19 protein-coding genes are annotated in these 22678 nt (G+C 58.6%); 5 read left to right on the plus strand and 14 right to left on the minus strand.

Annotated elements, in window-relative coordinates; translation table 11 throughout:
- Window positions 1–53 precede the first annotated feature (53 nt).
- The 5 genes from amtB to C1N62_RS12835 form a co-directional block, all read right to left on the minus strand.
- Window positions 54–1340 carry an ammonium transporter AmtB gene (gene amtB / locus C1N62_RS12815; RefSeq protein ID WP_137763997.1) on the minus strand — a complete coding sequence of 429 codons (1287 nt, stop codon included), beginning with the start codon at window positions 1338–1340 and terminating at the stop codon, window positions 54–56.
- Between the two features lie 38 nt (window positions 1341–1378).
- Window positions 1379–1717, minus strand: a complete 339-nt coding sequence (glnK, locus tag C1N62_RS12820) for a P-II family nitrogen regulator (protein WP_009639071.1) — start codon at window positions 1715–1717, stop codon at window positions 1379–1381.
- Window positions 1718–2012: 295 nt separating this feature from the next.
- On the minus strand, window positions 2013–3788 hold the full coding sequence (locus C1N62_RS12825) for a SmdB family multidrug efflux ABC transporter permease/ATP-binding protein (protein ID WP_137763998.1): 1776 nt from the start codon (window positions 3786–3788) through the stop codon (window positions 2013–2015).
- Window positions 3781–5559 (minus strand): SmdA family multidrug ABC transporter permease/ATP-binding protein, encoded by a 1779-nt coding sequence (locus C1N62_RS12830; protein WP_137763999.1) that lies wholly within the window; start codon window positions 5557–5559, stop codon window positions 3781–3783. Before C1N62_RS12830 ends, C1N62_RS12825 begins: the two co-directional genes overlap by 8 nt.
- A 97-nt stretch (window positions 5560–5656) precedes the next feature.
- Complete coding sequence (locus tag C1N62_RS12835) at window positions 5657–6118, minus strand: Lrp/AsnC family transcriptional regulator (protein WP_137764000.1); 462 nt, start codon at window positions 6116–6118, stop codon at window positions 5657–5659.
- A gap of 118 nt (window positions 6119–6236) precedes the next feature.
- Here C1N62_RS12835 and C1N62_RS12840 point away from each other — a divergent pair, with 118 nt between their 5' ends.
- Together C1N62_RS12840 and queC are read left to right on the plus strand one after the other, a co-directional pair.
- The gene (locus tag C1N62_RS12840; RefSeq protein WP_137764001.1) at window positions 6237–7265 is read left to right on the plus strand and encodes a PLP-dependent cysteine synthase family protein; all 1029 of its coding nucleotides are present in this window, start codon (window positions 6237–6239) and stop codon (window positions 7263–7265) included.
- Between the two features lie 96 nt (window positions 7266–7361).
- Window positions 7362–8060 carry a 7-cyano-7-deazaguanine synthase QueC gene (gene queC / locus C1N62_RS12845; RefSeq protein WP_137764002.1) on the plus strand — a complete coding sequence of 233 codons (699 nt, stop codon included), beginning with the start codon at window positions 7362–7364 and terminating at the stop codon, window positions 8058–8060.
- A gap of 33 nt (window positions 8061–8093) precedes the next feature.
- Here the strand turns inward: queC and C1N62_RS12850 are convergent, their stop codons facing one another.
- From C1N62_RS12850 to bolA, 9 genes are all read right to left on the minus strand, one after another.
- On the minus strand, window positions 8094–8504 hold the full coding sequence (locus C1N62_RS12850; RefSeq protein ID WP_137764003.1) for a YbgC/FadM family acyl-CoA thioesterase: 411 nt from the start codon (window positions 8502–8504) through the stop codon (window positions 8094–8096).
- Window positions 8505–8644: 140 nt separating this feature from the next.
- Complete coding sequence (locus C1N62_RS12855) at window positions 8645–9013, minus strand: helix-hairpin-helix domain-containing protein (protein ID WP_137764004.1); 369 nt, start codon at window positions 9011–9013, stop codon at window positions 8645–8647.
- A 137-nt stretch (window positions 9014–9150) separates the two neighbouring features.
- Window positions 9151–11031, minus strand: coding sequence for a peptidylprolyl isomerase (gene ppiD, locus C1N62_RS12860; RefSeq protein WP_137764005.1), 1881 nt, complete (start codon window positions 11029–11031; stop codon window positions 9151–9153).
- A gap of 250 nt (window positions 11032–11281) precedes the next feature.
- Window positions 11282–11554: a nucleoid-associated protein HU-beta gene (gene hupB / locus C1N62_RS12865; protein ID WP_137764006.1), complete on the minus strand. Its 273-nt coding sequence runs from the start codon at window positions 11552–11554 to the stop codon at window positions 11282–11284.
- Window positions 11555–11734: 180 nt separating this feature from the next.
- Complete coding sequence (gene lon, locus C1N62_RS12870) at window positions 11735–14089, minus strand: endopeptidase La (RefSeq protein ID WP_137764007.1); 2355 nt, start codon at window positions 14087–14089, stop codon at window positions 11735–11737.
- Window positions 14090–14281: 192 nt separating this feature from the next.
- Window positions 14282–15556, minus strand: coding sequence for an ATP-dependent protease ATP-binding subunit ClpX (gene clpX / locus C1N62_RS12875; protein ID WP_137764008.1), 1275 nt, complete (start codon window positions 15554–15556; stop codon window positions 14282–14284).
- Between the two features lie 151 nt (window positions 15557–15707).
- Complete coding sequence (gene clpP / locus C1N62_RS12880; RefSeq protein WP_137764009.1) at window positions 15708–16331, minus strand: ATP-dependent Clp endopeptidase proteolytic subunit ClpP; 624 nt, start codon at window positions 16329–16331, stop codon at window positions 15708–15710.
- A 412-nt stretch (window positions 16332–16743) separates the two neighbouring features.
- Entirely contained in the window at window positions 16744–18045 is a 1302-nt protein-coding gene (tig, locus tag C1N62_RS12885; protein WP_137764010.1) for a trigger factor, read from the minus strand.
- A 413-nt stretch (window positions 18046–18458) separates the two neighbouring features.
- A complete protein-coding gene (bolA, locus tag C1N62_RS12895; protein WP_137764011.1) occupies window positions 18459–18773 on the minus strand; it encodes a transcriptional regulator BolA in 315 nt (104 codons plus the stop codon).
- Between the two features lie 329 nt (window positions 18774–19102).
- Here bolA and C1N62_RS12900 point away from each other — a divergent pair, with 329 nt between their 5' ends.
- The 3 genes from C1N62_RS12900 (at window position 19103) to cyoA (ending at window position 22676) form a co-directional block, all read left to right on the plus strand.
- A complete protein-coding gene (locus tag C1N62_RS12900) occupies window positions 19103–19681 on the plus strand; it encodes a lipoprotein (RefSeq protein WP_137764012.1) in 579 nt (192 codons plus the stop codon).
- A 90-nt stretch (window positions 19682–19771) separates the two neighbouring features.
- Window positions 19772–21253 carry a muropeptide MFS transporter AmpG gene (ampG, locus tag C1N62_RS12905; RefSeq protein WP_137764013.1) on the plus strand — a complete coding sequence of 494 codons (1482 nt, stop codon included), beginning with the start codon at window positions 19772–19774 and terminating at the stop codon, window positions 21251–21253.
- Window positions 21254–21725: 472 nt separating this feature from the next.
- Window positions 21726–22676, plus strand: a complete 951-nt coding sequence (cyoA, locus tag C1N62_RS12910; RefSeq protein WP_137764014.1) for a cytochrome o ubiquinol oxidase subunit II — start codon at window positions 21726–21728, stop codon at window positions 22674–22676.
- Window positions 22677–22678: the final 2 nt, after the last annotated feature.

Below are 22678 nucleotides of genomic sequence, written 5' to 3' on the forward strand. Positions count from 1 at the left end.
GGAACCTGTTTTATTTAGCGCACTGCTCGTCAGGCTGATGCCCTACTCTGCCATTACTGGTTGTAGGCGTTCTCGCCGTGGCTGTTGACGTCCAGCCCTTCGCGCTCCTGATCTTCCGGAACACGCAGTCCCACCACCATATCAGCAATTTTGTAACCGATAAAGGCCACGACACCTGACCACACCAGGGTAATGCCGATGCTGAACAGCTGTACCCAGACCTGGTGCCCCATGGTCACGCCTTCTGCGTAACCAACGCCGCCCAAGGAGGAGGAGGTGAAAACGCCAGTCAGGATGCAGCCGACGATACCACACACGCCGTGTACGCCGAAGACGTCACAGGTGTCATCCGCATGCAGCCAGCGTTTGAGCATCACTACGCCCCATAGGCCAGCCACGCCGCCAATCAGGCCTATCACCAGCGCGCCGCCGACACCCACTGTGCCCGCCGCCGGGGTGATGGCGACCAGACCCGCGATGCAGCCGGAGCAGGCGCCCAGCAGGGAAGGCTTGCCGCGCACCATCCACTCCACCAGTACCCAGGAGAGGATCGCGCCAGCGGTGGCCATTACGGTATTGACGAAAGCCAGCGCCGCGATGCCATTGGCCGCACTGGCGGAGCCAGCGTTGAAGCCGAACCAGCCCACGTAGAGGATGCTGGCACCGGTGAAAACCATCGGCAGGTTATGCGGCTTGAATGCCTCTTTGCCAAAGCCCGCGCGCTTGCCCAGCAGGTACGCGCCCACCAGCCCGGCAATCGCCGCGTTGATGTGCACCACGGTGCCACCGGCAAAGTCCAGCGCGCCATCTGCCGCCAGGAAGCCGCCGCCCCACACCATGTGGGCAATCGGCAGGTAGGAGAAGGTCATCCAGATCACGGTGAAGATCAGTACCGCGGAGAAGCGGATACGCTCCGCGAAGCCCCCAACAATCAGCGCCACGGTGATGCAGGCGAAGGAGCACTGGAAAGCGACGTGGATCAATTGGGCGAAGGTGCCGGTGACGCTGTCCACCGTAATGCCCTTCAGCATCGCCGTTTGGAAGCCGCCGAAGAAAGCGTTGCCCTCGCTGAAGGCCAGGCTATAGCCATACAGCATCCAGAGCACGCAGACCAATGCGAAGGTCACCATCACCTGGGTCAACATCGACAGCACGTTTTTGGAGCGCAGCAGGCCGCCGTAGAACAGCGCAATCCCCGGCACGGTCATAAACAGCACCAGCGCGGTGCAGATCATCATAAAGGCGTTGTCCGCCTTATCAGTGACCGCCGGTGCCGCCATCGCCAGCGATGGCGCCATGGCCGCCGCGCCGAGGCCCATCATGGATAAAAGTTTTTTCATTATCGATCCACCCCTAGTTCACTCATCCGAGCCTGAAATTACAATGCTGCTTCGTCGGTCTCGCCAGTACGAATACGAATCACACGCTGCAACTCTGCAACGAAAATTTTGCCGTCACCGATCTTGCCGGTGTAGGCCGCTTTGCTAATCACATCAATCACTTCATCCAGCTGGTCGTCGGCAATGGCAATATCGATTTTGACTTTCGGCAAGAAGTTAACGCTGTACTCAGCCCCACGGTAGAGTTCGGCATGCCCTTTCTGGCGGCCAAAGCCTTTTACCTCGGTGACGGTCAGTCCCTGAATGCCTACGGCAGAGAGCGCCTCGCGCACATCTTCCAACTTGAATGGTTTGATCACCACAGTAACCAGTTTCATATTGCCACTCCTCGAATTAAGAGCCTGTCGCGTTAAACCCGCGTGGATAGCTAGTCTAAAGCAAAGGGTGTGCCACAAATGATTTCGTCTGGGAATAGAGGGGATTAGGGGCGGGCGACGCCCTCTCCGGCCAGGCCGGGGGAGACGATTTGACTTAAGTCAGCCCATAGAAAGCGTAGCTGCGCCTCATTTTAGTGCAAGCCGCTTTACTGGAGTGCAGAGTGAAGAAATTGGCGGGTGGGATGCCTGATAATGGTGCGGACTGAGGGGGCGGGTGCCAGGCACCCGCCCTCACTCAGGCGGAGAGTGGCGTGGCGCTCTCTGCCTCCAGCTGCTCACCCACCAGTTGCATCTGGTACATCTGGGCATAGCGCCCCTGATGCGCCAGCAGCTCGGCATGGGTGCCGCGCTCCACCGCCTGTCCACGGTGCAGCACCAGAATGGAGTCGGCGTCTACCACGGTAGAGAGGCGGTGAGCGATCACCACCAGCGTAGTGTGCTGACGGATGGCACGCAGCGCGCGCTGAATCGCCTGCTCGGTGCCGGAGTCGATATTGGCGGTCGCCTCATCCAGAATCAGGATTTGCGGCGCCTGCACCAGCACTCGCGCCATCGCCAGCAGCTGTTTCTGGCCCACCGACAGGTTATTGCCCTGCTCGCCCAGCCGGGTGTGGATGTTTTCGGGCATCGCGCGTACCAGCTCCGCCAGTTGCACCGTCTCCAGCGCCTGCCACACCTCCTGCTCGGCAATCTCGCGGCCCAGCGTGACGTTGGCATAGACCGACTCCGCCAGCACCACCGGATCTTGCTGTACCATGGCAACGCCCTGACGCAGCGTTTGGTGGGAGAGCGTGTCAAGCGGCCGGCCATCAAGGCGAATCTGCCCCTCGCTGATCGGGTAGTAGCCCATCAGCAGGTTGGCGAGGGTGCTTTTGCCGCTGCCCGTATGCCCCACCAGCGCCACAAAGCCGCGCGACGGCACCGACAGCGAGATGTGCTCCAGCACCTTTTTGTCATCCCGGTAGGCAAAGCTGACGTCATCAATCTCGATCTGGCCGCTGGTGAGCGGCTGGTCATCGCCGCCATACTGCTGCTGTACGCGATCCATCAGCTCAAAGATGCGCTCGCCCGCCACTACCGCCTGTTGCAGGATCGACTGCTGGGAGGTCAGCTCAATCAGTGGCTCATTGAGGCGGCCGAGATAGTTGATGAAGGCATAGAGCACGCCCACCCCGACGCTGCCGACGGCGCTGAAACCAAACAGCATCAGCAGTCCGCACAGCACCATGGTGGAGAACAGGCTCAGCAGCGGGCGCAACAGGAACCCCTCAATGCGCAGCGTCTTCATGCGCGCGTGGTAGTGCGCCCAGCTCGCCGCGCTCAACCGTTCAGCAAAGCGCTGCTGCTGGCGGAACTGCTGGATCACGCCCATGCCGTTGATCACTTCATTGAAGCCATCGTTGATATCGGCCAGGTAACTGCGCACCTTGCGCGCCACCGGCGTGCTGTAACGCTGGTAGAGCACCATCACCACCAGCACCGCCGGGAAGATACAGACCGCCACCGTCGCCATGCGCCAGTCGAGGCTGTACATCGCCACCAGCATCGCGCCAATCAGGGCGGCGCTGCGCAGCACGGTCGCCACTACGGTAACGTAGAGATCGCGCACCACCTCGGTGTCATTGGTGACGCGTGAGATAAGTTGTCCCACCGGCTGAATATCAAACTCGCTCAGCGGCTGGCGCAGCGCGGCATCCATCACATCGATCCGCAGCCGCTGCACTACGCCGACCGCTGCCCGGTTGAACAGCAGCGACTGGTAATAGTGCAGCGCTGCCGCCAGCAGGTTGAGCAGGATATAGCCACCAGCCAGCGCCGAAACCAGCGCCAATGGCAGGTTGCCGTGCGCCACCACATGATCGATGAAGTAACTGATCAACAGCGGGCCACCTACCTCCGCGCCCGCGGCCACCCACAGCATCACCACCGCCAGCAGCAGCGGCTTGCGGTAGGGGGAGCCATAGGTGAGCAGGCGTTTTAGGGTCGGCCACATTGACTGGAGTTTAGGCATCCTGCGCCTCCCGGTTTCCCGCAGCGGGCGCTGGCTCATCGAGCGCGGCCTCAAGTTGTTGATAACGATACATATCACGATACCAGCCCGGCTGTGCCGCCAGCGAGTCATGGTCGCCGCGCTGCATCACCGTGCCTTGGTTAAAGACCAAAATCTCATTGGCCTCGGTCAGTGCCGACAGGCGGTGGGCGCTGATGATCAGGGTGCGGTTGCTGCCCCATTGGCGCAGGTTTGCCAGGATCTCGTGCTCGGTGCGGCCATCCACCGCGGAGAGGGCGTCATCCAAAATCAAAATCTCTGCCTCCAGTAGCAGCGCGCGGGCAATGGCGATGCGCTGCTTCTGCCCGCCGGAGAGCATCACGCCCCGCTCCCCCACCTGGGTTTCGTAACCCTGCGGCAGGCGCAAAATATCGTCATGCACGCTGGCCAGCCGCGCCGCCTGTTCGATCTGCGCTGGCGTTGCCTCCGGCCGGCCAAGGGCGATGTTCTGCGCCACGCTGTCTGAGAACAGGAACGGCGTCTGGCTCACCACCGCCAGCCGGCCACGCCACTCATCCAGTTTCAGCGCCGACAATGGCAGGCCGTGGAAGCGGATTGCCCCCTCGTCCACATCAAACTGGCGCTGCACCAGCGCCAGCAGAGTGCTCTTCCCGGCGCCTGTTGGGCCGCACAGGCCCAGCATCTGGCCCGGCTGGAGGGTAAAGCGCACGTCATGCAGCGCGCTGTGGGTGTTTCCCGGATAGTGGAAACGCACGATCTCCGCCTGCAACGCCCCGCGCCCCGCAGGCACGGCCTGGCTGCCATCCACCACCGTCGGAGCCTCTTTCAACATGCTGCGTAAGCGGCTGTAGGCAGCGCTGCCGCGCTCCACGATGTTGAACATCCAGGCCAGCGCCAGCATCGGCCAGATCATCAGGCCCAGATACATCACAAAGCTGGTGAGCTGGCCGAGGGTCAGGGTGCCGTTGACCACCAGCCAACTGCCGCCGCCCACCGCCAGCAAATTCGCCATGCCGATGGCGATGTAGATGGTCGGATCAAAACGCGCATCCACGCGCCCCACCCGCAGGTTTTTGGCACCGGCATCCGCCGCCACGCGAGCGAACTGGCCGGACTGGTGATCTTCCAGGCCAAAGGCCTTGATCATGCGGATGCTGGTCAGGCTCTCTTGCGTCTGGTCATTCAACGCCGAGAACGCCGCCTGCGCCGACTTGAAACGATCGTGCAACTGCTGGCCGTAGCGCTTGATCACCAGCGCCATGATAGGCATCGGCACCAGCGACAACAGCGTCAGTTGCCAGCTAATCTGGGTGCACATCACCACCAACACCGCACAGCCCATGACCAGCGAGTCCACCAGCGTCAACACCCCTTCCCCGGCGGCAAACACCACCCGGTCCACGTCATTGGTGGCGCGGGCAATCAGATCGCCGGTACGGTGGCGCAGGTAGAAGGCCGGATGCTGGCGACTAAGTTGCTGGTAAAAGCGTTCGCGTAGCTCCACCGCCAGTTGGTAGGAGGCCCCGAACAGCAGCACCCGCCAGACATAGCGCAGCAGGTAGACGAACACCGCCGTCATCAGGATCACGCCGATCCAGCCCAGTACTGCGAACATGTCCATCCGTTTTTGGGTGATGCCATCCACAATCACCCCCACCAGCTTGGGCGGCAGCAGTTGCAGGACGGCAATGATAATCAGCAGGGCTATCGCACCGAGGTAGCGACGCCACTCCCGGCGGAAATACCAGCCTAGTTGTGCAAACAATCTCACAAGATTTTATTCCCAAAAAGTGAAGCGCCGGCGCACCGGATGATGGCCGCCCAAGCAGCATAGAAGATGATTGGAAAAAAGCGATGGCGCTGTGCGCCTACTCCGGCAGCGGCAGGGCCGTGGTGTATTTGATCCTTTCCATTGCGAAGCTGGAGGTCACCTCAATCAGGCCGGGCACACTGTTTACCAGCTTTTTGTAAAAGGTGTCGTAGCTTTTCATGTCAGCCACCTGCACTTGCAATAAATAGTCGTACTCCCCCGCCATCCGGTAGAACGCCAGTACCTCCGGCATCTGTTCAGTCTGGCTGACGAAGTGCTGATACCACTCGCGGTTGTGCTGCTGGGTCTTGATCAGCATAAAAGCGGTCAGGCCGAGGCCGATCTTATCACAATCCAGCAACGCGACCCGACTGCGGATGTAACCCTGCTCCTCCAGCCGTTTGAGCCGTTTCCAGCACGGGGTGGAGGTCAGGTTGACCGCTTCTGCCATCTCATGGAGGGAGAGCGTGCAGTCCTGTTGCAGCAAACGCAGCAGCGTACGGTCAATTTTATCCAGCAAGGGCCACTCCTGAGAAAAATTTTCTCTTATCTGGCCATTTTGCAGGCAAGATAGCAATCCTTTTTTCCCGTTCTCAGGGTAGGCTAAGCGCCATCTTCCCCCTGTTGAGAACGAGCCGATGACTGCTTGCTGGGTCAGGGGCGCTGTCCGGGAAATCGAGGCCGATTTCCAGCGCTCCGCGGATACCCATTTAATCCGATTGCCGCTGCCGGACTTCCCCGGCATCCATCTCTATTTGAAAGATGAGAGCACCCACCCCAGCGGCAGCCTGAAACACCGGCTGGCACGCTCCCTGTTCCTCTACGCGCTCTGCAACGGTTGGCTGCGGGAGAACAGCACGGTGATTGAGGCCTCCTCCGGCAGCACTGCCATCTCCGAAGCCTATTTTGCCCGCCTGCTTGGCCTGCCTTTTATCGCTGTGATGCCAGCCAGCACCGCGCGCCGCAAAATAGAGCAGATCGCCTTTTATGGCGGACGCTGCCACTTTGTTGAGCACTCGGCGCAGATCTATGCCGCGTCTGAACATCTGGCGCGCGATCTGGGCGGCCACTATATGGATCAGTTCACCTACGCCGAGCGGGCCACCGACTGGCGCGGCAACAACAATATCGCTGACAGCATCTACCGCCAGATGGCGCGCGAGCCGTTCCCGATGCCGCGCTATCTGGTGATGGGCGCTGGCACCGGCGGCACCTCTGCCACGCTGGGGCGCTATATCCGCTATCAGGGGCACCCGACCGAACTGGTGGTGGTCGATCCTGAAAACTCAGTGTTCCACGACTACTACCACCGGCGTGACCCGCAGATCACCTCGCCGTTGGGCAGCCGGATTGAGGGCATTGGCCGACCGCGTGTTGAACCCTCCTTTATCCCGGATGTGATTGACCGGATGATCGCGGTGCCAGATGCCGCCAGCATCGCCGCCCTGCACTGGCTGGAGCGGGCGCTGGGCCGCCGCGCTGGTGCCTCAACTGGCACCAACCTCTGTGGCGCGCTGCAACTGGCAGCCGAGATGCGCCAGCGCGGTGAACAAGGCTCCATCGTCACATTGCTGTGCGACAGCGGCGATCGCTACCCCGATACCTACTACAGTGATAGCTGGGTGGCGGAGCACATTGGCGCGATCCCTCCCCTCTTTCCCGGCTGACCGGCACGCAGCTGTTCAAAGCGGGCGCGGGACAGTAACCTATAGTGAATACCCGGCGGCGTTGCCGGGCAGGTACACACAGTAAAGGTAGTAACAATGAAACGAGCAGTAGTGGTATTCAGCGGTGGCCAGGACTCAACCACCTGCCTGATTCAGGCAATGGCGCAGTATGATGAGGTGCACTGCGTCACCTTCGACTACGGCCAGCGCCACCGGGCAGAGATTGACGTGGCCCGCCAACTGGCCGAAACACTGGGCGCGCGGGCGCACAAGGTGCTGGATGTCGGCCTGCTGAATGAACTGGCGGTCAGCAGCCTGACGCGTGACAACATCCCGGTGCCGGGCTATGAGGCCAATGCCGAGGGGCAGTTGCCAAGCACCTTTGTGCCCGGCCGCAATATCCTGTTCCTGACTCTGGCCTCCATCTATGCCTACCAGATCGGGGCGGAAGCGGTGATCACCGGCGTGTGTGAAACCGACTTCTCCGGCTACCCGGACTGCCGCGACGAGTTCGTTAAGGCGTTGAACCACGCGGTCAGCCTCGGACTGGCGCGTGATGTCCGCTTTGAGACGCCGCTGATGTGGCTGAACAAGGCGGAAACCTGGGCGCTGGCTGACTACTACGGGCAACTGGAGCGCGTGCGCCGCGACACCCTGACCTGTTACAACGGCATTCAGGGCGATGGCTGCGGCGAATGCGCTGCCTGCCACCTGCGCGCCAACGGTCTGGCGGTTTACCAGCAAGACCGTGCGGGCGTGCTCGCCAGCCTGAAACAGAAGAGCGGCCTGCAATAACCCCACGCCGGCCCTGCCCCACGGTGGGGCCGTTTACTGCCCCGCCGGTTGCTCCAACTGGCTCAAGCGCGCCAGCAACTCCCCCTCCAGCGGCAGCGCTTTCTGGGTTTTCAGATCGATGCAGACGAAGGTCAGGGCCGCATCCGCCACCACCTCACCCGTTGGCTCCAGGGTGATTACCTGATTGACCACGCCGCTGCGCCCATTGAGGCGCGCCAGTTGGCTGTCAATGCGCAGCACATCCCCCAGCACGGCTGGTCGGCGATAGTTAATGTTGATATTGACCACGATAAAGGCGATGCCTTGCGCCTTCATCCACTGGAATCCCTCCAGCGCGGAGAGCCACTCCCAGCGGGCCTCCTCCAGGAACTCAAGATAGCGGGCATTATTGACATGCTGGTAGACATCGATATGAAAACCCCGGACTTTTAGCAGCATCTGCATGGTGGCTGACTCACTCCTGTTGCAACGATAGGGAAAAACCTGCGCCCTGAAGTGCGCCCGCGGGCGCACTGGTCGGATCACTTTGAGGGTAGCAGAATCTCCCTGCCGTCGGTCAGAAGTTCAGCGTTACGCGAGGGGGTTCACAAAACCAGCCGGTCGCGATTTCGCTCAATTAATGCCGGGCCAATGCCGGGCACCTCCTGCAACTGTTCGATGTCCGTAAAAGGCCCAAACTCCTGGCGGTAGCTGACAATCGCCTCGGCCTTTTTCAGGCCGACGCCATTCAACCCCTGCGAGAGCGCGGCGGCATCGGCGTTGTTGATGCTGACCTTCTCCTCCTGGCTGGCTACGCTGGCCTTGGCGCTGGGTGTGACGGGCGCTTTCTCCGCTTTTTTGGCGGAGAGCGTGGCAGGCGAGGCGTCAGCGGGAGCTGCCTGCACCAGCACCGGTAAACTTGACAGACCGAGCGCCAGTGCCAGTCCGAGGGCGGAAATTCCTAATTTTTTCATGCTGTTTCTCCTTGTGTTGTTCAGCACCGACACAATGCCGAAAAGCGGAAACGAGCACAAAGGGCAGATTTTAAATGTGGAAAAGGCCGCGAAAGCGGCCTTTGTCTGTTGCAACGCATTACATTTTCTTGGAAGCGTTATTGCGCCTGTGCAGCACTGCCCAGTTTGATTTTGGCAGACTCACGCAGGCTACTCAGCAGGGCATCGAAGGTGATGTTGGTGGCACCCTCTTTCACCTGGCTGCTGAAGCCTGGGATAGCGTCTGGCGGCAGGTGGCCGGGGGTGACTTTGTCCAGAGCGACCAGCGCCACGTTGCCCTTCTCATCCTTGGTCACGCCAAAGCTTGGCTTGCCGGCTTTCGGCTGCGGCAGGCTGTAGACGTTCTGCTCAAAGGCAGAAGGCTGTTGGGAGCGCTGGACGTTCTGCGTTTCACCGAAGCTAAGGCCATTGGCTTTCAACGCCTCATCGCCCTTGCCCGCTTTCAGTGCGGTCAGCACTTTATCTGCCTCAACCTGCGCCTGCTCCTGAGCTTTCTGACGTTTCACCAGTGCCAGCACTTCATCATGCACCTCGGCCAGCGGCTTCTCTGCCTGCGGTTTGTGGGCATCGATACGCACCACAAATGCACGGTCGCCGTCGGCGCTGATCACGTTGGAGTTGCTGCCCGGCGTGCCATTGTCGCCCTGCAGGGAGCCGTCAAAGAGGACATCCACCACCGCCTTGCTGTTAAGCGCCTGCGGGATGCTCTGCTGGGTGAACCAGTCGGTGTGTACCGCTTTCAGGCCAGAGGCCTCTTCCGCTGATGCCAGTGACTCATTGTCATTGGTTGCCGCTTCGCTCACTTTCTGTTGCAGCGCATAGAAGGCATCCAACGCCTTCTCCTGCTTCAGTTTTGCCAGCACGTCGGCGCGCACTTCAGCCAGCGGCTTGATCTTCGCCGCTTCCAGATCGTTGAGTTTCAAGATCAGGAAACCGGAGGAGGATTTGATCACGCCAGAGAGCTGGCCCTTCTCCGTCAGGTTGGCGTTCTTGAAGTCTTCCAGCGTGGTTTCCGGTTCCATCCAGTCTAGTTCGCCGCCGCGCTGGCCGGTGAAGGTATCGATGGATTTGGTCTTCGCCAGTTCAGCGAAATCCGCGCCCTTTTTCAGGTCAGCCAGTACTGCATCGGCATCCGCCTGCGTTTTCAGCACGATCACGCCATACTTCTTGCGCTCCGGCTGGCCAAAGGTGTTCTGGTGCTGGTCATAGTAGGCCGCGATCTCCGCGTCACTGACGGTCACCTTGTCTTGCAGGGCGGCCGCGTCCATCTCCAGATAGCTGACCTTCATCTGCTGCGGCGCGATGAACGCGTCACGGTGCTGGTCGTAGTAGGCTTTCAGCTCGTCATCCGTGGCGGTCTGCTTGGCCGCCAGCGCATCGGTGTCAAAGGCCGCAACGCGCACCTCGCGCGATTGCAGCACCAGCGCTGCCAGCGCATCGGTTTCCACCGGCAGAACAAACTCGCTACCGCCAAATACCTGATTCAGCTGCTGCGCCTGCAACTGGCGGCGAACCACCTGCGCATAGTTGTCAGCGGTGAAGCCATTGCTGCGGATTACCGCCAGATATTTGTCATTGTCGAATTGGTTATTGGTGCGGAATGCCGGGGTCGCGAGGATGCTCTCTTTAACCTGCTCATCCGTGATGGTGACGCCCAACTTTTTGGCGTACTGATCAATCAGGGTGACGTCCACCAGCTGGTTCAGCACCTGCTGACGCAGGCCCTGCATATACTGTTCATTGCCCGCCAGCAGGGAGAACTGCTCGCCCAGACGCTGCTGCATACGGGCGCGCTCATTCTGGAAAGCCTGTTCAAACTGGGCGCGGCTGATCTCCTGGCCGTTCACTTTGGCGGCATAGTCGCCGGAACCGCCGATCAGGTAGTTGCCCACCCCGGTCAGGACAAAGGAGAGAATAATAAGCGCCAGGATGACTTTGAGCACGACATGGTTAGAAGCCGCGCGTAAATTGTCCATCATAATGTGACAACACTCCGCTGTAATGTAGATTAACAACCCTGCGCAGGCATGGTGCCCGGCACGTCCTGCGCCGTTGCGCGGTAGAGCGAAAGGCAAAGAAAACCGAGTGTTACCCCGTCCCGCCTGTGCTGTAGAAATAAAAAAAGCGCACCTATTTTGATGCGCCTTGTATCTTACCTTACCCGGCTGGTCGCGTCAGGCGATTGTTTGAAACAAACTGCCTGTGGAAACGCGATCTACCGCACACTCATTAATTGATAGCGTCTTTCAACGCCTTGCCTGCGCGGAAACCCGGAACTTTGGCTGCCGGGATGGCAATCTCGTTCCCGGTCTGCGGGTTGCGGCCAGTACGGGCGGCGCGCTCGCGTACGGCAAAGGTGCCGAAGCCCACCAGCGCCACTTCTTCGCCGCTCTTCAGTGAATCAGTAACGGATTCCAGAATGGCATCCAGTGCACGGCCAGCGGCAGCCTTGGAAAGGTCTGCGTCCACGGCAATCTTGTCGATCAGTTGTGATTTATTCACGTATTCATCCCCTCTTGAAATCTTTGCCGCGCTGAAAAAAGTCCTTGGTGCGCGGCTGCGCTGCTTTTATATCAAGCCTGCCAGGGCTATGCAAGCCAACCACGCGCCCGGCGCGGTGGCATAAAAAAGCCGGCAAACCTCTCGGCTTGCCGGCTGTTGAGAACGTAAGCCTGCCTGCGGTTATTTCACCGCCACCGGCTGCGCACCAAACGCTGGGTTTTGCAACGCCAGGTTCAGCACTTCGTCGATGCGCTTGACCGGGTGGATCTCCAGATCGGCGATGACGTTATCCGGAATCTCTTCCAGATCGCGGCGGTTCTCATCCGGGATCAGCACCACTTTGATGCCGCCACGGTGGGCCGCCAGCAGCTTCTCTTTCAGGCCGCCAATCGGCAGCACCTGGCCGCGCAGCGTGATCTCACCGGTCATCGCCACGTCGGCGCGTACCGGGTTGCCGGTCAGGGCGGAGACCAGCGCGGTGCACATGGCGATACCGGCGCTTGGGCCATCCTTCGGCGTCGCGCCTTCCGGCACGTGCACGTGGATGTCACGCTTCTCATAGAAGTCGTTGTTGATGCCCAGCTTGTCGGCACGCGCGCGCACCACGGTCAGCGCCGCCTGAATGGACTCCTGCATCACCTCGCCGAGGGAGCCGGTGTAGGTCAGTTTGCCCTTGCCCGGTACGCAGGCGGTTTCGATGGTCAGCAGGTCGCCGCCCACTTCCGTCCACGCCAGACCGGTCACCTGACCGATGCGGTTTTCGGTATCCGCGCGGCCATAGTCGACACGCTGGACGCCCAGGTAATCCTTCAGGTTGTCGCCGGTGATGGTGATGTGCTTGATGGTTTTGTCCATCAGCAGCTGTTTCACCGCCTTACGGCACAGTTTGGAGATTTCACGCTCCAGACTACGCACGCCGGCTTCACGGGTGTAGTAGCGGATGATGCCGATGATCGCGCTGTCTTCCAGCGTCAATTCGCCCTTTTTCAGTGCGTTGCGTTCAATCTGCTTCGGCAGCAGGTGCTGCTTGGCGATGTTCAGCTTCTCATCCTCGGTGTAACCCGAGAGGCGAATCACTTCCATACGGTCCAGCAGCGGTGCCGGAATGTTCATGGAGTTGGAGGTCGCCACAAACATCACGTCGGAGAGATCGTAGTCCACTTCCAGATAGTGGTCGTTGAAGGCCACGTTCTGTTCCGGGTCCAGCACTTCCAGCAGGGCAGAAGCCGGATCACCACGCATGTCAGAGGACATTTTATCGATCTCATCCAGCAGGAACAGTGGGTTACGTACGCCCACTTTCGCCATCTTCTGGATCAGCTTGCCCGGCATGGAGCCGATATAAGTACGGCGGTGACCGCGGATCTCCGCTTCATCACGCACGCCGCCCAGCGCCATACGCACATACTGGCGACCGGTGGCACGGGCGATGGACTGGCCGAGGGAGGTCTTACCTACCCCTGGCGGCCCCACCAGACAGAGGATCGGCCCCTTGATTTTACTGACGCGGCTCTGCACGGCGAGGTACTCAAGGATGCGATCCTTGACGCGCTCCAGCCCGTAATGGTCGGAGTCCAGCACCTCTTGGGCCTTGCGCAGGTCTTTCTTCACCTTGCTGCGGTCGTTCCACGGCACCTGGATCATCCAGTCGATATAGCTGCGCACCACGGTGGCTTCCGCCGACATCGGCGACATCATCTTCAGCTTTTGCAGCTCGGCCTCAGTCTTCTCTTTGGCCTCTTTCGGCATTTTGGCCGCGTCGATTTTGCGCTTCAGCGCTTCGTGCTCATCTGGCGCGTCATCCATCTCGCCCAGCTCTTTCTGAATGGCCTTCATCTGCTCATTCAGGTAGTACTCGCGCTGGCTCTTCTCCATCTGCTTTTTGACGCGGTTGCGGATGCGTTTCTCCACCTGCAACAGGTCGATTTCCGACTCCATCATCGCCATCAGGTACTCAAGGCGTTCAGTGATGTCGGACATCTCCAGCACGGACTGTTTGTCTGCCAGTTTCAGCGGCATATGGGCGGCGATGGTATCGGCCAAACGTGCGGCATCGTCGATGCTGTTCAGTGAGGTCAGCACCTCCGGCGGGATCTTTTTGTTGAGCTTGATGTAGCCTTCAAACTGGTTGATGGCGGTGCGTACCAGCACCTCCTGCTCACGCTCATCAATTGCTGGCGAATCGAGGTATTCAGCCTGGGCCGCAAAGTGCTCGCCATTGTCAGACAGGGTGGTGATGCGCGCGCGCTGCAAACCTTCCACCAGCACTTTTACCGTGCCGTCCGGCAGCTTCAACATCTGGAGGATGGACGCTACCGTACCGACAGAAAACAGATCGTTGACGCCCGGTTCATCCGTTGAGGCCTCTTTTTGCGCCACCAGCATGATCTTCTTGTCGTGATCCATTGCGGCTTCAAGGCACCGTATTGATTTTTCCCGGCCAACAAACAACGGGATCACCATGTGCGGATAAACCACCACATCGCGCAGAGGCAATACGGGGATTTCTATGCGTTCGGAACGCTCAGGGTTCATAGAGCTCTCTCTTAGTTTAGCTTCCGCCAGGTTAAAGAAATCTCGTGAAACTCCAGGTTTACGGGTTTCAGCAAGTAGGATACTGAGTATATGGGGATGAATCTCTTACATTCAACGACCAGCATGCGAGGAAAAAAAAATGGGGGATGATTTCCCCCATTGGATGTTTAACCTACTGGAACAATTGAGTAATTATTCACCTGAAGCTTGTTGGGCCTCATGCTTGCCATAAATCAGCATCGGCTCAGATTGACCGGCGATGACCGACTCATCAATGACCACCTTGTCAACGCTCTCCATGGAGGGCAGGTCGTACATGGTGTCCAGCAGTGCGCCTTCCACGATGGAGCGCAGGCCGCGGGCGCCCGTTTTGCGCGCCATGGCTTTCTTGGCGATGGCCGTCAGGGCCTCGTCACGGAACTCCAGCTCCACACCTTCCAGGTTGAACAGCGCCTGATACTGCTTGGTCAGGGCGTTCTTCGGCTCTTTCAGGATCTGGATCAGCGCGTCTTCGCTCAGTTCGCTCAGGGTCGCGACTACCGGCAGACGGCCGATGAACTCAGGGATCAGACCAAACTTAATCAAATCTTCTGGTTCTGCCTGTGCCAACAGCTGGCCTTCGGTGGCTTTTTCAGATTTACCCTTCACTTCCGCGCCGAAACCGATGCCGGTGCCGGTGTTGATACGCTGCCCGATCACCTTATCCAGGCCGGCAAAGGCGCCGCCACAAATGAACAGGATCTTGGAGGTATCAACTTGCAGGAACTCCTGCTGCGGATGCTTGCGGCCACCCTGCGGTGGAACGGCTGCCACGGTGCCCTCAATCAGTTTCAGCAGTGCCTGCTGCACACCCTCACCGGAGACATCACGGGTAATGGAGGGGTTGTCAGACTTACGGGAGATCTTATCAATCTCATCGATGTAGACGATGCCGCGCTGGGCTTTCTGCACGTCGTAATCGCACTTCTGCAACAGTTTCTGGATGATGTTTTCAACGTCCTCACCCACGTAACCGGCTTCGGTCAGGGTGGTGGCGTCAGCCATGGTAAAGGGCACATCCAGGAAGCGGGCCAGAGTCTCGGCCAGCAAGGTCTTGCCGCTACCGGTCGGGCCGATCAGCAGAATGTTACTCTTGCCCAGCTCCACGCCGTTGCTGCTATCGCCATTGCGCAGACGTTTGTAGTGGTTGTACACCGCCACTGCCAGCACTTTCTTGGCCTGTTCCTGGCCGATGACGTAGTCATCCAGGTGTTGGCGGATTTCGTGCGGGGTCGGGAGTGCACTGCGCTCACGATGGGGCGCAACTTCTTTAATCTCTTCGCGAATAATGTCGTTACACAGATCAACACATTCATCGCAGATATACACTGACGGCCCGGCAATCAGCTTACGCACTTCATGCTGGCTTTTGCCGCAAAAAGAGCAGTACAGCAGCTTTCCTGAACCGTCTTTGCGCTTATCTGTCATCAGTAAACCTCTTCTCTAGTATCTGTCCTGCCGCACCATTCGGCAGAAGCATGACCAGTTAACGAACCTTTCCGCTGCTGGCCGCCGATGCGTCAGCTGTGGCGTTCACAGGGGCTTCACCCAGTATAGCGCATCGGCCCGTACTCATTGGTCAGTTGCGATGGGTTAATACGGCGTCCACCAGGCCATACTCTACAGATTGTTCTGCAGACATGAAACGGTCACGCTCAGTGTCACGCTCTATCACTTCAAGAGACTGACCCGTATGTTTTGCCATCAGTTCATTCATGCGCGATTTCACTTTCAAAATCTCTTTGGCATGAATTTCAATGTCAGTGGCCTGACCCTGGAAGCCGCCCAGCGGCTGGTGGATCATGACGCGGGAGTTCGGCAGGCAGAAACGCTTGCCCTTCGCGCCTGCGGCCAGCAGGAAGGAGCCCATCGAGCACGCCTGGCCCATACAGATGGTGCTGACGTCTGGCTTGATGAACTGCATGGTGTCATAGATTGACATGCCGGCTGTGATGACGCCGCCTGGGGAGTTGATATACAGGAAGATATCTTTTTCCGGGTTTTCCGCTTCCAGGAACAGCATCTGCGCCACAATCAGGTTGGCCATATGGTCTTCAACCTGGCCGGTCAGGAAGATCACGCGCTCTTTAAGCAGGCGGGAGTAGATATCGTATGAACGCTCACCGCGTGAGGTCTGCTCCACTACCATCGGTACCAGAGCCATGTTAGGTGCTAATTGATCTCGTTCGCCACTGTATGACATCACCGTCTCCTAGAAATAATTCACTTTGGCGCCATTAAAAACGATTCTACTTGAGTTGGCCGCTGATGACCATTGCTCAAGCGCCCGGTTGCCCCGGCCATAAACGGTGGTCGTTCCTCATGCAGAGTAATGGAAGCCCTGTTCCTTAGCTGTGGGGGCGGGCCGGCACCATTTCAAGCGTCGCCCGGAAAAACGCCGCCGGGCGGTTGCCTCTCATTGCCTGCCAACAATGGGACGAATGACGTCGCTCTCCCCTTCTCCGGGTATACCAACATCTTGAATATAGTGCAAATCGGGGCAAAGGGAATGAGAATTTTGGCAGGTCATTGGCTGACGCCGATAAAAAGAAAGCCCACGGGTCTCCGTGGGCTTGGCGGGCGGGACCGGCCTCTCAGCCGATCCGCGATGGGACTCAGGCGGAAGCCTGGTTCATCAGTTCAGTGAAGGAGGTCTCTTTCTCAGTCACTTTCGCCTTGGCCAGCAGGGTTTCAACCGCCTGCTCTTCCAGCGCGACGTTGCGCATGTTGTTCATCAGCTCTTTGTTCTTGCTGTAGAACTCGATCACTTCCTGCGGATCTTCATACGCAGAAGCCATCTCTTCGATCAGCGCGTTCACGCGATCTTCATCCGCTTTCAGCTCGTTCTGGCTGATCACTTCGCCCAGCAGCAGGCCAACCACAACGCGGCGTTTAGCTTGCTCTTCGAACAGCTCGCGCGGCAGTTCCAGCGCTTGCTTCTCGTTGCCACCGAAACGCTGTGCAGCCTGACGGCGCAGCACGTCGATTTCGCCGTCGATCAGTGCCGCTGGCACGTCGATCGGGTTAGCGTTTACCAGACCGTCGATAGCTTGGGTCTTCACACGGTTACGCACGGCGCCTTTCAGCTCGCGCTCCATGTTTTTACGCACTTCCGCGCGCAGACCTTCCAGAGAGCCATCAGCCACGCCGAAACGTTTAATGAACTCTTCGGTCAGCTCCGGCAGTTCACGCTGTTCTACTTTCTTCAGAACGATAGCGAACTGGGCAGCTTTACCTTTCAGGTTCTCTGCGTGATAGTCTTCCGGGAAGCTCACGTCGATGGTGAACTCGTCGCCCGCTTTATGACCGACCAGACCCTCTTCGAAGCCCGGGATCATGCGGCCCTGGCCCATAGCCAGTACGAAGTCAGAGGCTTTGCCGCCTTCGAAATCTTCGCCGTCGATGGAGCCGGAGAAGTCAACGGTCACACGGTCTTCTGCCTGAGCAGCCGCGTCAGTCTCTTTCCACTCCGCCTGCTGCTTGCGCAGGGTTTCCAGCATCGCGTCCACGTCGGATTCGTTGACTTCAACGACCGGCTTCTCAACTTCGATGCCTTCCAGGTCTTTCAGTTCCACTTCCGGGTAGACTTCGAACTCTACCGTGTAAGTGAAGTCTGCACCTTCTTTATACTCGCCCGGCACGTAGTTCGGTGCGCCAGCCGGATTGATCTTCTCTTTGATGATCGCGTCAACAAAGTTGCGCTGCATCAGTTCGCCCAGCACGTCCTGACGGACAGAGGCGCCATAGCGCTGCTCAATGATATTCATCGGCACTTTGCCTTTACGGAAGCCGTCGATACGGACGCTTTTCGCCGCATTCACCAGCTCTTTTTTCACTGCCTGGGCGATGGTATCAGCCGGTACAGTAATAGAGAGACGGCGCCCAAGGCCTTGAGTGGTTTCTACTGAAACTTGCATCTTGTTACCTCAAAAAAATCACAGTGCTCGGTCAACTCCAGAAGCCGTTCTCAAAATGAGTGCGCAGGGCAACTTACTTTGAAAACGGCTTCTAAGAACCAGGACGGCCGCTTTATCAGAACCCATTCCCTGTTTTCAGAAGCGTCCCGAAACCATTCCGGAAAATAAGACGCAGCATTATAGCGGCGCAAGCCGTGCGAGTCGAGGAGGGGACGGCCACGAAGGCGCGCTAAATCTCACACTTCCACCGTTTTACCCGCTAACAGCACGCTCACTGGTGCACACGCCGCTGCTGCATAAACAAAAACGGCCCGCAGGCCGTTTCAACAACGCATCTCTATTAATACCCTATTTCAGGTGGCAAATGCCACCGGCAACGCGGAACGCCGCGCCACACCTGCCTGACGGAGGCGTCAGGCGAGGGTGCCAGCCCCCCGGCAGGGTGGCGAGGCAGGCACGGTGTCCTGCAACCCTTCCCACTCTTTCAGGGTATAGGTATGGAGCGCCAGGGCATGCACGCCATCGGAAAGCTCTTCAGACAGCACGCTGTAGATCGCGCGGTGCCGGGTCAGGAAGCGCTCCCCCACGAACCGATCTGAGACCATAACAACCTTGAAATGACTCTCTGAACCGGCCGGAACATTGTGGCGATAGCTCTCGTCCACCACTTCCAGATGCACAGGTTCAAACGCCGCCCTTAGTTTTGCTTCGATTTGCTCGCGAATCATAAAGATCTCCTTATTACACCAGCAGAGAGCTGCGCCCCATCTAGTTCAATATTAGTCGGTTTTAAACTTCTTATCGTCTCGCTTGAGCAACTTTGTCTGCGAAAGCGCTAAAAAAGTCAATCACCCTTCGCTGGCTCATCACTAGCACGCAAAGTATCCGGGTGATTATCTGATTGAAATGGCATGGATTGGCTGTTTGAATGGGCAGACTGCCTGGGCAAACGACCTAAGGCGAAAATCTGTAGGCGAGGATCTTCCCCCGCTGGCCGGCAGTGTTATGATGTCGGCAATTTTGTGTTACCCACCACAATAACGACAGAGACGTGATCATGTTCAAGAAGATAATTTTCCCTTTACTGGCAATGGTGATGCTTGCCGGTTGTGCCACCAACAGCAATACCCTTAACGTGTCGCCGAAGATTGTCCTGCCGACCCAGGATCCGACGCTGATGGGCGTGACCGTCAGCATCAACGGCGCGGACCAGCGTCAGGATCAGGCACTGGCGAAGGTGAACCGCGACGGCCAACTGGTGGTGCTGACCCCTTCCCGCGACCTGCGCTTCCTGCTGCAAGAGGTGCTGGAGAAGCAGATGGGCGCCCGTGGCTACATGATTGGCGCCAATGGCGCGGTTGACCTGCAGATCGTGGTCAACAACCTCTATGCCGACGTGCAAGAGGGCAACCTGCGCTACAACATCACCACCAAGGCGGACATCTCCATCATCGCCACGGCGCAGAATGGCAGCAAACAGGTGAAAAACTACCGCTCCACCTATAACGTTCAAGGCGCGTTCACCGCGACCAATGACAAGATCACCGCCGCCGTCAACACCGTGCTGGGCGACGTGATTGCCGACATGGCGCAAGACACCAGCGTCAGCGAGTTCATCAAGCAGAACGCGCGTTAATCCTGCCGCCGCGCTCCGCGGCGTCTGGTTGCCACCGGTTTGCCGCCGGTGGCCTCTTTTTCCCCCTCCCCCTGCCAGCGGAAGTCAGCCATGCCCAGCCAAACCCTCAGCCTCTTTACCCAACGCAACAGCGCGGTGATGCTGCTGCTTGGCTTCGCCTCCGGCCTGCCGCTGGCGTTGACCTCCGGCACCCTGCAAGCCTGGATGACGGTGGCGGGGGTGGATCTGAAAACCATCGGCTTCTTCTCGCTGGTCGGGCAGGCGTATGTGTTCAAGTTCCTGTGGTCACCGCTGATGGACCGCTACACCCCACCGTTGATGGGGCGGCGGCGCGGTTGGCTGCTGGTGGCGCAGTTGCTGCTGATCGTGGCGATCGCCGCGATGGGCTTTATGCAGCCGTCGGGCGATCTCTGGTGGCTGGCGGCGCTGGCGGTGGCGGTGGCGTTCCTCTCCGCCTCCCAGGACATCGTGTTTGACGCCTATAAAACCGACCTGCTGAGCGCCGAGCAGCGCGGCGCTGGCGCGGCCGTTTCGGTGCTGGGCTATCGGCTGGCGATGCTGGTGTCGGGCGGGCTGGCGCTGTGGATTGCCGATCGCTACCTCGGCTGGCAGGCGACCTACTGGCTGATGGCCGGGCTGATGGTGATTGGGGTGGTGACCACCCTGCGCGCGCCCGAGCCTGAGGCGCACGCCGCGCCGCCGCGCTCGCTGGAGCAGGCGGTGGCCGCGCCACTGCGTGACTTCTTCGGCCGCAACAATGCCTGGCTGATTTTGAGCCTGATTGTGCTCTACAAGATGGGTGACGCCTTCGCTGGCAGCCTGAGCACCACGTTCCTGATCCGTGGCGTCGGTTTTGAGGCTGGCGAAGTGGGGTTGGTGAACAAGACCCTTGGGCTGGCGGCCACCATTGTCGGCGCGCTCTACGGCGGGGCGCTGATGCAGCGGCTGAGCCTGTTCCGCGCCCTGCTGATCTTCGGCCTGTTGCAAGCGCTCTCCAATGCCGGTTACTGGCTACTGGCCATCACCGACAAAAACCTGCTGAGCATGGCCAGCGCTATCTTTGTTGAGAACCTGTGCGGGGGCATGGGCACCGCGGCCTTTGTCGCGCTGCTGATGGCGCTGTGCAACAAATCCTTCTCCGCCACCCAGTTTGCGCTGCTCTCGGCGCTCTCGGCGGTGGGCCGGGTCTATGTCGGGCCGGTCGCTGGCTGGTTTGTCGAGGCGCATGGCTGGCCGCTCTTCTACCTCTTCTCCATCCTGGCGGCGCTGCCGGGGCTGGGGCTGCTGCTGGCCTGCCGCTCCACGCTGGAGTACGCGCAGCAACATGATGCCTTCCCCGCCCGCACGCAGTACGCGCAGGGTTACCGCTGGGCGCTGCGCCTGTTCACTGGCGGCTGCCTGCTGCTGTTGGGTTGGGTGCTGCTGCTGGCGATCAATGCCCTGCTGGGGCCGGTGGTGCAACCGCTGCTGACGCCGCTGTTTGAGGTCGGCATGGCGCTCGGCTTGGTAGGCGTGGCATGGGGCGCCGGGCTGGATTACGCCGCCCAACGACAGGCGCGCGCGCTGCTCTAACCCTGTAGCGTAGCTGAACAAAAAATCGCCACCCCCGCAGGGTGTGGCCTTTTTCCTGACTTTTCAAGAAAAGGGATGGTGCAATTTCAGTTATCGACACCTTTTTAATTATTTGCCTATTTGTTACAACGCTTTTTTTTATCTGCGCTTTGTTATTTTATTTTTACCGCAATTACACAAGTTGTTTACATATTTTAAACCTGTAATTTCTAAATATGTCTGGTTAGCGGAATAAACCCGGCTGGAGGCTGCTATTTTTTCAACAATTTGATTAAATTTCCGCAGCTTAGTTGGCTCAATGCGTTGTTGCCCTTGAGAAATCATCACCCTCTGTTACAGATGTGAGCATGTTAACATAAAGTGTCAACATGCTGCTGACACTCTCTTAAGCGTGTTTACAGTACTGCAACCTTCCCGTAAAATGCCCGCACACATGAAACGACAATAGAGCCCTTGTAATTGAGGTCGTTAGATGAGACTTAAGAAATACAATAAAAGTATTGGGATGTTGTCTTTATTTGCTTCCACTGTCTTGCTCAGTGGTTGCGATACGGCATTAATGGATCCCAAGGGAGCAGTTGGACTTGAGCAACGAACACTGATCTTAACCGCCATCGGCTTGATGCTGATTGTAGTGATACCAGTGATCATTATGGCTTTCGCCTTTGCCTGGAAGTATCGCGCTTCCAACAAGGACGCTAAGTACAGTCCAAACTGGTCCCACTCCAACAAGATCGAGGCAGTGGTCTGGACCGTTCCAATTATCATCATTGCCATCCTGGCAACGATTACCTGGAAAACCACCCACTCGCTGGACCCCTTCAAACCTATCGACAGTGACAAAAAGCCGTTAACGATTGAAGTGGTCGCCCTGGACTGGAAGTGGCTGTTCATCTATCCAGAACAAGGTATCGCCACCGTCAACGAGATCGCTATCCCGAAAGATGTGCCTGTGCAGTTCAAGGTCACCTCTGACACGGTAATGAACTCGTTCTTTATTCCCCAACTGGGCGGACAAATCTACGCGATGGCCGGTATGCAGACTCAACTGCATCTGATTGCGAACGAGGCGGGAACCTATAAAGGTATCTCCTCCAACTTCAGCGGTCGCGGCTTCTCCGGGATGAAGTTCAACGCCATCGCCGTACCTACTCAGCAAGATTTTGATAGCTGGGTGGCCAAGGTGAAACAGGCGCCTCATGCCCTGAACAGCACTGATGAGTTCAACAAACTGGCTGCGCCGAGCGAAGCTCACCCGGTTGAGTACTTCTCCAGCGTCAAGCCGGGCCTGTTCCAGGAAGTCATTGGTAAATTTATGGGTGAAATGAAGTCGCATAAAGATATCGATGCCATGCCAGACGGTATGGACATGAGCAAAGGCATGGACATGGGTGAGCACGCGAAAGCCGGAGCCGAGGAATAAAA

The organism is Nissabacter sp. SGAir0207 (genome assembly GCF_005491205.1).
Classification (GTDB): Bacteria; Pseudomonadota; Gammaproteobacteria; order Enterobacterales; family Enterobacteriaceae; genus Chimaeribacter.